Here is a 12639-nt window from a genome sequence, read left to right on the forward strand (position 1 = left end):
GTTGCCATCAGTTGATATCCTAAATCAATTTGTCGAGCGTGATCGGCAAATCACGCACGCGTTTCCCAGTCGCATTGTAGATCGCGTTGGCGACCGCCGCCCCCGTACCGGTGATGCCAATTTCGCCGACGCCGCGCGCGCCCATGGGTGTGTGGGGATCGGGTATGTCGGTCCAGATGACATCGATTTCGGGAACGTCCATATGCACGGGCATATGATATTCAGCGAGGCTGGGGTTCATGATCCGTCCGCTCCGCTCGTCGAACTGTGCTTCTTCCATCAGCGCGAGGCCCAGGCCCATGATGATGCCCCCCCTGAACTGACTCGCCGCCGTCTTGGGATTGAGGATGCGGCCGCAGTCGAACGATCCCAGGAAGCGAGATATGCGCGGTTCACCCGTAATCATGTTGACCCGCACTTCGCAGAACATGGCGCCGTGGCTGTGCATCGACCAGTGCATGGTCTCGAGCGGCATGGGCGGCTCGGCTTCGATGACGACGGCGTCGCGCTGGGCGCGCGAGAGGATCGACGTGTAGCTTTCATACCGCGATGGATCGTCCAGGCTGGCTAGGCCGCCATCCCGACTTCCCACCTCTGCCTGTTTCAGCCCAGCCAGAGGCGAGTCATTCCCTGCCAGAGCCAGCAGTTGCGCGACCAGCTTATTGTAAGCCGCAATCACCGAGGCGCCGATCGATGCCGTCTGCTGCGATCCGCCTGCAAGGACCAGCCCAGGCAAGGTTGAGTCGCCATAGTTGAATTGGATGTGTGACATCGGCAGGCCCAGTCGTTCAGCTGCCACCTGTGTCTGCGCCGTAGCCGTACCCATGCCCATTTCGTGCGCGGCGATGTCGATCGTCGCATGGCCGGCGCGAGACAGGGTGATGCGGGCTGCGCCGCCGGGCATCCGGTAATAGGGATAGGTAGCGGTGGCGCATCCCATGCCGATCAGCCATTCGCCTTCCTGGTGCATGCGCGGCAGAGGGTTGCGTCCGCTCCACCCGAAGCGCTCGGCCCCGTCGCGCCATGCCTGGTCAATATGCCGCGCTGAAAAGGGCAGACCGGATATCGGGTCCTTCTCCGGCTCGTTGCGCAAGCGGAGCTCGATGGGGTCGAGACCGAGCTTCTCGGCCAGTTCGTCCATCGCGCATTCAAGCGCGAAGGTGCCCACCGCCTCGCCTGGCGCGCGCATGAATGTGTTACTGGTCATGTCGATCTCGACATGCTGGACGTCCAGCAGGATATTCTCCGCGGCGTAGGCGCTGCGCGTTGGGAGGATGAATGGTTCGGGCATGACATTGTGCGATGTCTTTGCCGTCACACCGCGATGGATGACTGCGGTGAGCTTCCCCTCGGCGGTCGCGCCCAGAGCGACCTGCTGCTCGGTCGGCGAACGACCACCAACGGTGCGGTAGACACCTTCTCGGGTCAGCATCAATCGGACTGGTCGCTGGGCAAGCTTCGCGGCTGCGGCCGCGATGATCTGATGCTGCCACAGTGTTTTACTGCCGAAACCGCCGCCGACATAAGGCGATGTGATGACGACCTTGCCGGCGGGTAGATCGAACACCTGCCCCAGCGTCCAGGCCGAATGCGCGACCGCTTGCTGCGCATCATGGATGCGGAGTGTGTCGCCCTCCCACGAGAGCGTGACGGCATGAAGTTCGATGGGATTATGATTGTGGCGCGGCGTCGAATAGGCCGCGTCGATCTTGACGGCGGCCTTTTCGAACGCTGCCTGCGCATCGCCAACCTTGTCATGCAGCGGCTGGCCCATGAACTGTGATTGTGTGGTCCCCCTGGCGATCGCCGCATGGAAGTCGGTCTCCGCCGGCTCGGCCGCATAGGCCACATCGATCAGGCCGGCGGCATGGTCCGCTTGCTCCTGCGTGTCAGCAAGTATGATGGCGATAGGCTGACCGTTCCAGTAAATCTTCTCATCCTGCAGGACGGGAATGCTGTCGCCCGCAGCGGCCTTGGGATCACTCATGAACAGGGGGGCAGGCTTTAGTCTTGGCGCGTTACGATAGGTCATGACGAGCAGGACGCCGGGCGCGCTCTCAGCCGTTTCGACATTGAGCGAGGTGATGCGACCTTTCGCGATCCTGCTGTAGACGATGGCGGCGTAGACCATGTTTTCCAGAGGAAACTCCGCCGCAAAAGGAGCAGCCCCCGTCACCTTGAGTGGCCCGTCGATGCGCGAGACGGGCTTGCCGACATGACCATGCTGGTGACGGATGAGCGGATCGGGTTCGCCTCCCGGCATCCAGCTATCTGGCGCGAGCGCCACTACCTTCGCCATCGCGCCCTGCATCAGGCCTTGCGCCAACGCCTTGCCGCTATCGATCAGGCTCATGCCATGTCCTCCATCAACTGCGTGAGTACAGCGACCATCGTCCGCTGCGCGAGCGCGACCTTGAAGCCATTGTCCCGGAGCGGCCGGGCATAGGACAGTTCCTCCGCGGCTGCCTTGATGAAGGCATCCACCGTTGCGGGTGATCCACGCAAAAGCGCTTCCGCTCTGGCTGCACGCCACGGCTTATGGGCAACGCCGCCGAGCGCCAGCCGGACGTCCCGAACATGCCCCTGTTCCACATCGAGGACAGCCGCGACGGACACCAGCGCGAACGCATAGCTCGCCCGATCACGGACCTTGCGGTAGGTCGAGCGCGCAGTGGGTGACACAGCTGGCAGTTCGATTGCGGTGATGAGTTCGCCCTGCTGCAGATTGGTGTCGATATCGGGTCGCTCGCCGGGCAAGCGATGAAAGTCAGCAAACGCGATCTTTCTTGCGCCATTGGGTCCTCGCACATGCACAGCGGCGTCAAGCGCAGCCAAGGCCACGCACATGTCCGATGGATGGGTGGCGATACAATGATCGGACGCGCCAAGAATCGCATGATTTCTGGTGAAGCCGCCAATCGCATCGCAGCCGCTTCCCGGGATGCGCTTGTTACATTGCGTGCCATCCTGGTCGTAGAAATAGAGGCACCGGGTGCGCTGCAGGATGTTGCCGGCGACGGTAGCCATATTGCGGATCTGCGCGCTGGCTCCGGCGATGATCGCGCGGGAAAGAAGGGGATATCGTTCGCGGATGGCGCGATGTTCGGCCACCGCAGTGTTGCGCGCCGCAGCGCCGATCAGCATGCCGCCATCGGATTGCTCGACTATGCCCGTTTCGAGACCTGTCACATCGATCAAGGTCGATGGACGCTCGATATTTTCCCGCATGAGATCGACGAGGTTTGTTCCTCCGCCAAGATAGCGGACGCCGTTACCGGCCTGTCGCAGCGCCTCGTCGGCGTTGGCGGCGCGATGATAGGTAAAGGGGATCATTCGGTGACCTCCGCAAAGGTCTCCAGGATCGCATCGACGATGCCATTATGCGCGCCGCAGCGGCACAGGTTGCCGCTCATCCGCTCACGAACCTCGTCGCGCGTCATCCCTATGTTGTCGGTGTCGAGCGCGTGCGTTACGTGACTGGGAACGCCGCGTTGCAGTTCGGCGGCCATCCCGACTGCAGAGCATATCTGTCCCGGCGTGCAATAGCCGCATTGGAAACCGTCATGCTCGACAAAGGCCTGCTGAAGCGGGTGCAGATTGTCGGCCGTTCCCAAGCCTTCGATCGTGACGATCTCCTGCCCCTCATATTGAACGGCGAGCGCGAGACAGGAAAGAATCCGCTCTCCATTCGCCAGCACGGTGCAGGCGCCACATGCACCTTGATTGCAGCCTTTCTTCGATCCGGTGAGGCCCCGATGCTCCCGCAGAAAGTCGAGGAGGGAAACACGAGGGTCTTTAGGACCCTCGGCCAAGGCGCCATTTACAAGGATGCTCATCCATCACTCCCCAAAGTCGGGTGCGTAAACGATGTAGAAATGCGCGGATCGAGGTTTCGGGCCCATCGACAGCATTTTCCAGATGCGATTGCCGATCGGCCTCTCAGCAAACAGGCTGGAAGCTACCGCCCGCATAAGCGATGATCGACATGATCGCGCCACCTTTCTGGAAGCAGAAATGCGCGGTGGCACGTCAGGAATTCAGGGCGATAGTTGACAGACCGACCAGCGGGATAGGTTCAGACCTTTGTGTCCGACTTGCCTAAGCTTGAGAGCCGTAGCCTTCCAAATGGATCCAGAATCGAATTGCTGGATCATGCGTGGAGACGCGCTAATGGTGCGTCCATGCGCAAACTCATTCTACCTCTAATCCTTCTCTCGATCACCTCGCCGGCTTTTGCCTGGGGGCCCATCGGCCACCGCGTCACCGGTGCCATTGCCGACCGGAACCTGAGCGGCCTGGCCCGCGCCAATGTCCAGCTTCTCCTGGGGGACGAAGATCTGGCACAGGCGGCGACCTGGCCGGACGACATGAAATCCGACCCTGCCGATTTCTGGCAGAAGCAGGCCAGCCCATGGCATTATGTGACCGTGCGCGAGGGCGACGCCTATACGAGCGCCGACGCGCCGCCCGAAGGCGACGCGATGAGCGCGCTCGCTCGCTTCACCGCAACCCTGCGTGATCCTAAAGCCTCAATGGACGACAAGCGCCTCGCCCTGCGCTTTGTCGTCCACATCATCGGTGACCTCCACCAGCCGCTTCATGCCGGCGGCGGCAATGACCGGGGCGGCAATGACGTGAAGGTGAGCTGGTTCGGTCGCTCGACCAATCTCCATTCGGTCTGGGACAGTGCGATGATCGAACAGCGATCGCTCTCCTATTCCGAACTCGCCGACTGGCTGGCGCGCGCGATCACGCCGCAGCAGATCATCGCCTGGAATGTTCGCGATCCAGGCACCTGGATCCGCGAGAGCATCGCGCTGCGCAAAACCATCTATCCCACCGATACCAGCCTGTCCTGGGACTATGCCTATCAGCACCGGGTCGAGCTTGATGATCGGCTCAAGCGCGGTGGTATCCGCATCGCCGCCTATCTCAACTGGGTGTTCGAGAATCCGCAGGACCAGAACCCGTCCCAGGCTCAAACTCCCCGCAAGCCCGCAAGGCACAAATGACATGCCACGCGGCACGCGGCACGAACTGATCGGCATCCTGCTTGGCGGCGATCCCTATCCCGTGCTGCGTGTCGCTGATGGCGGGAAATGGCGACTCGATTGCCCCAGATCCTGCCGGCATCTTATTGGCCAGATGGTCCGGGTCGTAGGGACGAGGTCGGATTTCGACATGCTCGATGTCGAGCAGATCGAGCCGGCCTGAGCCGTATCGGCGGCTGGCCGCCTTTCAGCGAAAATCCCTTGTCTTGACCTTGATGCCCTCTGTCGGCTGGCCCGGAATGATGCCCGAGCCCAGGCGCAGATCAGGATCGTAAAGATCGCGGGCCCCGCGCCCGAGCGGCCTGTTCACCGCATCGCGGGGATCGGGAGCCATGGCGCTTCTGACGATATCGGCGCGGCTGACCTGATAGATGCTGGCGACATCCGCCCGCTGGCCGACGCTGGCGAGGAGAGGCGAGAGATCGTCGAGCCGTTGGGCGATGAGATGGATGACCTCGCCCTCCTTCTGGACCTGACCGCGCACGCCCATCATCGAGGCGCCCAGCACCACGCGGCGATGCTTCTCGAAGAGATTGGGCCAGACGACGAGATTGGCGACATCGGTCTCATCCTCGAGCGTGATGAACATGGTGCCTTTGGCGGAGCCCGGCTTCTGGCGCAGGAGAACGAGACCGGCGAGATTGACCCATCGCCCGTCGCGAATATCCTTGAGCGCGGCGCAGGTCACCATCTTCCGGCGGGCGAGTTCGTCGCGCAGAAAGGCGAGCGGATGGGCGCGCAGCGAAAGTCCGATCGCGCGATAATCCTCCACCACCTCTTCGCCTTCGCCCATCTGCGGGAGCGCCACCTCCGGCTCGATCGCTTCGGGTCGGAGCTTGCCTGCCCTTGCGTCCGCTGCGGCAAAGAGCGGCAAGACCTCTTCGCCAAGACCCTTCACCTCCCAGAGGCCGGCGCGGCGCGAGAGCGCCAGCGAACCAAAGCCACCGGCATGGCCGATCCGGTCGAGCGCGCGGCCGCTGACGCCGGCGCGGCGCTGGATCTCCTCGACACTGGCATAGGGTTCATTGCCCCGTGCCAGGACGATCGCGGCACCGTCGGCATTTTTGAGCTCGCGCGCATAACGCAGCCCGATCCTTAACGCATGATAGCGGCCTTGCGTCGGCTCGAGCGTGCAGTCCCAGCGGCTGTGATTGACGTCGATGGGGCGGACCTCGACCCCATGCTGGCGCGCGTCCCGCACGATCTGGGCGGGCGCATAGAAACCCATGGGCTGGGCGTTGAGGAGCGCTGCGCAGAAGACGTCGGGATGATGGCATTTCATCCAGGAAGAGGCATAGGCGATGAGCGCGAAGGATGCGGCGTGGCTCTCGGGAAAACCGTAGGAGCCAAAGCCCTCGATCTGCTTGAAGGTCTGTTCGGCAAAGTCGCGCTGATAGCCGCGCGCGATCATGCCGTTGATGAGCTTGTCGCGGAAATGGGACACCCCGCCGGTCAGCTTGAAGGTCGCCATCGCCCGGCGCAGCAGATCGGCCTCCGACGGCGTGAAGCCCGCGCATTCGATCGCGACGCGCATCGCCTGTTCCTGGAAAAGGGGCACGCCCAGGGTCTTTTCCAGCACCCGGCGCAGTTCTTCGGTAGGATAGCTGATCGCTTCCTTTCCCTCGCGGCGACGCAGGTATGGATGGACCATGTCGCCCTGGATCGGGCCCGGCCGCACAATCGCCACCTCGACCACCAGGTCATAGAATTTGGTGGGCTTGATCCGCGGCAGCATCGCCATCTGCGCCCGGCTCTCGATCTGGAAGACGCCCAGCGTATCGGCCTTGCGGATCATCGCAAAGGTTTCCGGATCATCATGGGGAATGGAGGCCAGGTCCATTGCGATGCCCTTGTCATCCTCGAGCAGAGCGAAGGCGCGGCGCATGCAGCCCAGCATGCCAAGGCCCAGCACATCGACCTTCATGAAGCCGAGCGCATCGATATCATCCTTGTCCCATTCGATGATCTGGCGATCGGCCATGGCAGCGGGCTCGATCGGCACCAGTTCGTCGAGCCGTCCCAGGGTCAGCACGAAGCCGCCGGGATGCTGGGACATGTGCCGCGGCGTATTGATGAGGGTGCGGGCGAGCTCGAGCGTCAGCGCCAGCCGCTTGTCGCTCGTGTCGAGATTTAGCTCCTGCGCATGTTTCGCCTCGACGCCATCGCGCGCCCAGCCCCAGACCTGGCTTGCAAGGCCCGACAGCATGTCTTCGCTGAGCCCCAGCGCCTTGCCCACCTCGCGCACGGCGCCGCGCGCGCGAAAGCGGGAAATGACGGCGGTCAGCGCCGAACGTTCGCGGCCATAGGTTTCATAAATCCACTGGATCACTTCCTCACGCCGCTCATGCTCGAAATCGACGTCGATATCCGGTGGCTCGCGCCGCTCGGCCGACACGAAGCGCTCGAAGAGCAGTTCGGATTTGACCGGATCGATCGAGGTGATGCCGAGTACGAAGCAGACTGCCGAATTGGCGGCGCTGCCGCGCCCCTGGCATAAAATATCCTTCGAGCGCGCAAACTGGACGATCGAATGGACGGTGAGGAAATAGGGCGCATAGGCCAGATCGCCGATGAGCCTCAGCTCATGGAGAAGCTGTTCGCGGACATTGCCGGGAATCCCATGAGGATAGCGGCCTGGCGCCTTTGTCCAGGTGAGGCGCTCCAATTCCTGCTGCGGGGTAAGGCCGCTTTCCCCGATCTCGTCGGGATAGGTATAGGTGAGCTGACCAAGGTCGAAGCGGCAGGCCCGCGCAATCTCGACACTGCGGCGGAGCGGCGTCACGTCGCCCAGATAGCGGGTGAAAAGCCGCTCCATTTCCGCGACGGACTTGAGATGCCGATCGGCAAAACGCTCGCGGCGCTGCCCTAGCGTATCGACCGTGCATTTCTCGCGGATGCAGCTCACCACATCCTGCAGCAGCCGCCGCTCGGGCGCATGGTAGAGAATGTCGCCGGTGGCGACGGTCTGGACCCCGGCGCGCGCGGCGAGGCGGGCAAGATCGCGCAGTCGGATCGCATCTCGGGGCCGGCGCCGGATCGAAAGGGCGAGATAAGCGCGGGCCCCGAAGATCGAGCCAAGCCGGTCGAGCGCCTCCTCGCACGCTGCACCGGCGCGGTCGGGCACCAATATGCCGATCGCTCCTTCCCCCCAGTCCGCCACGTCCGACCAGTCGAGATGGCAGCTGCCCTTGCCGCCACGGGCCTTGCCGATGCTCAAAAGTCGGCAGAGCCGCGAATAGGCCTCGCGGTCGGTGGGATAGACGAGCAACGAGGTGCCGCAGACAAGGTCCAGCCGGCAGCCTATGATAGCCCGGCAGCCTGTGACCTTCTGCGCGTCCCAGGCCCGCACGGCGCCGGCAAGACTGTTGCGATCGGTGACACCAAGCGCGGGCAGTCCCAGTAGCGCGGCGGCCGAGAACAGCTCCGCGGGGCTGGAGGCACCGCGCAGAAAGGAGAAATGGGTGGTAACCTGCAGCTCGACATAGCGGGCGCCCTCAAGATCATCCGCCTGTTCGTCCCCGAGATCATCCTCGGACATCATGCAAAGGCACCATGGATGAACCAGCGCATCGGGCCGGTGGACGCCTGTTCGCCATCGCCCATGCGGAACAGCCAGTAACGCGCGCCGCTTGACGTCTCGACCTGGAAATAATCCCGCACGGCATAGGGCGTATCCGCCTCATGACCGCCCTCGCGCCACCATTCGCCATGCAGGCGCTCGGGCCCATCGGCCTGGGCGATCCGGTAACGCCGACCCCGCCAGACGAACATGGCGGGCGGATGATCGGGCAGCATTGCCATGACGTCGACGGGTTCTGGCGGAACCAGCATGCGGGCGGGCCGGGGGAGATCATCGGCCCAGCCAGCGCCACCGGCCGATGACAAGGGCGCAACATGCGCGACTTCACGCTCGGGCATGCTGCTCGCGCGCGGCGCGGAGCGATAGAGGCTACGCGCGCCAAAGCGATTGGCGAGCGTATCGACGATCGCGGTAAGATCCGGGCCGCGCTCCTCGCCAGCCAGGACGCTCCCGACCTGGGCGGCCGCCATGGGCTGGGTGAGAGACGCGATCAGCGCCATCGCCTCGATCCCCATGCCCGGATCGATCGTCTCGATCTTCTGGGAGAGCAATTTCGCCAGATGGCGTACATCGCGCGAGGGGGAGGCAGTCCCGACCCGCACGGCCTGTCTGGCACCATCGACCCGCTCGAAATGAAGATCGAGCCGGCGCGCGCCTGTGCCCGCGCGCAGCAGGAGGCGGGCAAGATCGGCGCAGAGGTCGGCGATGACCTGGGCGATGGCATCGGCAGTGCCAATCGGTTCGAGCAGGCTGCGCCGGACGCGCGGCAAGCTGGCGCGGTAGATCGGATCGATGGGTTCGGGCACCTGGCCCAAGGCCTGGTCGAGGCGCTTGTAGAGCTGGCGGCCGAATCGCTTGGCGAGCGGCGCACGCGGCGCGGCGATCAGCTGCTCGATGCGCTCGAACCCCATGCGGCGCAGTTCGCTCGCGACGCCCGGCTCGATGCGCAGCGCGGTGACCGGCATGATCGAGAGCGCGGCGCGCGTGGCGCCGGGCTCGATGATGTTCGGCCGTCCTGATGGCACAAACCGTGCCACCGCATGGGCGCAACCGGGCGTGTCGGCGACCGCGACCTGGCAGGCGAGGCCCGAGCCACTGACCCGGCGCATCATGTCCTTGAGGAGTGGCACTTCGCCCTCGAAGAGATGGGCGCAGCCGGTAATGTCGATCCACAGGCCATCAGGTGGATCGGGCGCGACGATCGGAGAATAGCGCTTTCCCGCCCACAGAGCGAGCCGGCGCAGGCCCTCAAGATCGCCCTCGGGATCGGCATCCACCACGTCCAGCTCCGGCGCCAGCGACCGGGCACGCGTTACCGTCATGCCGCCGGCTATGCCAAGCCGGCGCGCCTCCTCGTCCACGGCCGCGATCAGGCGGCGGCCATGGTCGACATGGGCGGTGACGAGGGGCGGTGCGCCGCCTTCAGGCGGCCTGCCGGCTTTGCGACGGATACGATCCGTCGACCAGCGCGGCAGGAACAGCGAGACAACCCGTCTCATCGCTTCCCTCTACGGTCCAGATTTGGGGTTCGGTGCCGCGCGCGCGCTCAAGCGCCAGCGACCAGCGCGGACGCGCGAGACCGGGAAAGCCCAGCGTCGGGCTGGGCACGGCCCGCACCCGCCAGCGGGTCAGCGCGGCGCTGCCCTCGGCCTGGCTTTCAGGGGGCATGGCGCGGCGAAAGACCATGGCCAGCACGCCCGATTGTTCGGCTGCCAGCTGCAGCCGGCGCGAAGCGGTCAGCGACATTTTCCTGAGTTCCCCGACGACGCCGCCAAGGCCGGGGTGACGCAGGCATTCCTCCATGGCGATAAGGACATTGGTGTCATTGCCCGCTTCCACGAAGATGACCCGATCGGGGTGGAGCCCGGCGAGATGCAGGGCCGGCGAAAACAGGTCGCGCCAGTGGAGGCACCAGATGATCTGGCCCTGCGACCGCGCGAGAATACCGGCCAGGAAAATGGTCGCGGCTGCATCGTCGGCAAGGTCCGGACTGCCGGCAACCTCATGGAGCGCGCCGGTCGCTATGCCGCCGCCCGGCAGATGATGGTCGATGGCCTCGATGCCGAAGGGAAGCACCGGATGCCGACCGCCCACGGCTTCCACCTGCGCGATACGCGCACGCAGCTCGTCGAGGATGGCGGTTTTTGACATGGAGGCAGGGACTCGAAAATATGTTCCCCATTTGTTCGCTCCAATCCTACGCCAGAGTCAATGGCATTTCGTTCTTCATATGTTCTATGTTAAGACGATGGCTTCGAGTCCCTCAAGGAGATGAGGTTATGTCACGGCTGCATTGCGCGCGAGCGAGCATCGCCGAGATTGCCACGCATTTCGGGATCGATCCCTTGCCCTCGATCACGGTGCCCGAGGAGACAGTCGAAGGGCTGCCGGGGCTGGTTGTCTTCGAGAAGGGCGGCCGGCGCCTCTTGCGGTCCATGACATGGGGTTTTCCGCGCCTGACCAAGGATATGCGCGCGCGCGGCGAAGAAGCGGGGCGTATCGGCCTTGTCGCAGATCTCACCAACCCAATGTGGGAAGAGATGGTGGTCGATCCGCGCTATCGCTGCCTCATCGTGCTCACCCATTTTGCCAATCCCGATGGCGTGCCCGGTGCCAAGACCAGGACCTGGTTTTCGGTGAAGCGCCAGCCGATCATTGCCTGGGCCGGCTTCTGCCGAAACCTGCTGAGCGAGGGGCCGGTCTATGCCGGCATGACGATGGAAGCCAATGCCGCGATTCCGCCGACCAACGACCGGATGCCGGTGCTGCTTGATCCCCATGACTATGACGCCTGGCTGCATGGCGGCATCCAGGATGTGATCCGGTTCCAGTTCCGTTCGCCCTTTGCGGCAGAACGGATGGAGGTGCAGCAAACCGAGGATAGCTGGCGCAGCAAGGCGCCGCCGCCCGGAACGCAGGCGCAGGCGCTTTTGCTGTAGTCGGGGCGAGAAATTTGCCGGCTATCCTGCCAGACAGGCGGCTTTCCCGTCTTTCGCGCCATGATAGGATGAAGCTGGAATCGCCAACTGCTCCAGCCGCTTCATTCGAACAGGAGGTCAGCCATCTGCAATCTCTACACCGAGCGTCTGAGCGCTGCCGAGGTGGCCGCCCATTTTGGCGTGGCAAATCCGGTCATGTCCAATGCCGGTGACGAGGTCTATCCCGGCACGCCGGGCCTCGTGATCCGGGAGGAAGCCGGGCAGCGCATCATGCAGTCGATGACCTGGGGCTTCCCGTTGCGCCTCAAGGGCATGGCGCCGACGGCAAAGCCCAAGCCTGTCAACAATATTGCCGATCTCGCCAAGCCGATGTGGAAAGGCCTGGCGGCCAAGCCGCAATGGCGCTGCCTCATCCCGCTGACGGCCTTTGCCGAAGCGGAGGGTCAAAAGGGCGCCAAGACGCGGACCTGGTTCAATGTGAAGGGACAGCCGATCTTTGCATGGGCGGGGCTATGGCGCGTGAGCGATGAATGGGGCCCTGTCTATTCGGGCGTAATGACCGATTGCAACGAAGCCATCCGGCCTGTGCATGATCGCATGCCGGTGCTTCTCATGCCGGAAGACTATGAGCGGTGGCTTCACGGCTCATTTGATGACGCCGTGTCATTTCAGGACCGCTGCTTTCCCGATGCGTTGATCGAGATGACGCGCACCAGCGAGCTCTGGGTGAAGAAGAAGGCGGTGGCCGAGGCTCCGTCACTCCTATGACCCGGGAGATGGAACGGTGGGCCGCCGCTCTCGCCATTGATCGCCAATATGGCACCGGAGCAGCGGAGTTCATCGCAGGGCGCGTGAAAGCCCTTGCCATTGCGGGGGATGAGGCTGGCGTGCTTCGCTGGCTTGCGATCGCAGACTGCCTTGACGCTCTTGCCGCTGGCGGCACCATCCAATGACATGATTGGCCGCATTTGGGGCCAGCCGCCGAACCGGTATCAACTGCCGCCAATGGCTCCGGCACGAAGAATCGTCGACGATATTGGCCGTGTGCGATCAGCGTCCTACGCCAGCG

The 12639-nt window shown here is 63.8% G+C and carries 10 protein-coding genes; 4 read left to right on the plus strand and 6 right to left on the minus strand.

Annotation, left to right across the window (positions count from 1 at the left end; genetic code table 11):
- Window positions 1–19: 19 nt before the first annotated feature.
- The 3 genes from DIZ22_RS19435 to DIZ22_RS19445 are packed head-to-tail and all read right to left on the minus strand — an operon-like array spanning window position 20 to window position 3836.
- Window positions 20–2353 carry a xanthine dehydrogenase family protein molybdopterin-binding subunit gene (locus tag DIZ22_RS19435; RefSeq protein WP_072893394.1) on the minus strand — a complete coding sequence of 778 codons (2334 nt, stop codon included), beginning with the start codon at window positions 2351–2353 and terminating at the stop codon, window positions 20–22.
- Window positions 2350–3333 carry a xanthine dehydrogenase family protein subunit M gene (locus tag DIZ22_RS19440; protein WP_122928617.1) on the minus strand — a complete coding sequence of 328 codons (984 nt, stop codon included), beginning with the start codon at window positions 3331–3333 and terminating at the stop codon, window positions 2350–2352. The genes DIZ22_RS19435 and DIZ22_RS19440 overlap by 4 nt, the downstream gene beginning before the upstream one ends.
- Complete coding sequence (locus tag DIZ22_RS19445; protein WP_072893401.1) at window positions 3330–3836, minus strand: 2Fe-2S iron-sulfur cluster-binding protein; 507 nt, start codon at window positions 3834–3836, stop codon at window positions 3330–3332. The genes DIZ22_RS19440 and DIZ22_RS19445 overlap by 4 nt, the downstream gene beginning before the upstream one ends.
- A 345-nt stretch (window positions 3837–4181) precedes the next feature.
- Between DIZ22_RS19445 and DIZ22_RS19450 the strand changes: the two genes are divergently transcribed.
- Window positions 4182–5012: a S1/P1 nuclease gene (locus DIZ22_RS19450; RefSeq protein ID WP_122928619.1), complete on the plus strand. Its 831-nt coding sequence runs from the start codon at window positions 4182–4184 to the stop codon at window positions 5010–5012.
- A 1-nt stretch (window position 5013) separates the two neighbouring features.
- On the plus strand, window positions 5014–5214 hold the full coding sequence (locus DIZ22_RS19455; protein WP_122928622.1) for a DUF5818 domain-containing protein: 201 nt from the start codon (window positions 5014–5016) through the stop codon (window positions 5212–5214).
- A gap of 24 nt (window positions 5215–5238) precedes the next feature.
- Here the strand turns inward: DIZ22_RS19455 and DIZ22_RS19460 are convergent, their stop codons facing one another.
- The 3 genes from DIZ22_RS19460 to DIZ22_RS19470 are packed head-to-tail and all read right to left on the minus strand — an operon-like array spanning window position 5239 to window position 10782.
- A complete protein-coding gene (locus tag DIZ22_RS19460) occupies window positions 5239–8592 on the minus strand; it encodes an error-prone DNA polymerase (protein WP_122928624.1) in 3354 nt (1117 codons plus the stop codon).
- The gene (locus DIZ22_RS19465; RefSeq protein WP_122928625.1) at window positions 8589–10130 is read right to left on the minus strand and encodes a DUF6504 family protein; all 1542 of its coding nucleotides are present in this window, start codon (window positions 10128–10130) and stop codon (window positions 8589–8591) included. Before DIZ22_RS19465 ends, DIZ22_RS19460 begins: the two co-directional genes overlap by 4 nt.
- A complete protein-coding gene (locus DIZ22_RS19470; protein WP_122928626.1) occupies window positions 10054–10782 on the minus strand; it encodes a damage-inducible mutagenesis protein in 729 nt (242 codons plus the stop codon). The genes DIZ22_RS19465 and DIZ22_RS19470 overlap by 77 nt, the downstream gene beginning before the upstream one ends.
- Before the next feature lie 128 nt (window positions 10783–10910).
- On the opposite strand from DIZ22_RS19470, the gene DIZ22_RS19475 reads away from it, so the two are divergent.
- Entirely contained in the window at window positions 10911–11570 is a 660-nt protein-coding gene (locus DIZ22_RS19475) for an SOS response-associated peptidase family protein (protein ID WP_122928628.1), read from the plus strand.
- A 123-nt stretch (window positions 11571–11693) separates the two neighbouring features.
- Window positions 11694–12338, plus strand: a complete 645-nt coding sequence (locus DIZ22_RS19480) for an SOS response-associated peptidase family protein (protein WP_122928631.1) — start codon at window positions 11694–11696, stop codon at window positions 12336–12338.
- Window positions 12339–12639 lie beyond the last annotated feature (301 nt).

The organism is Sphingobium sp. LF-16, from assembly GCF_003711185.1.
GTDB lineage: Bacteria > Pseudomonadota > Alphaproteobacteria > Sphingomonadales > Sphingomonadaceae > Sphingobium > Sphingobium yanoikuyae_A.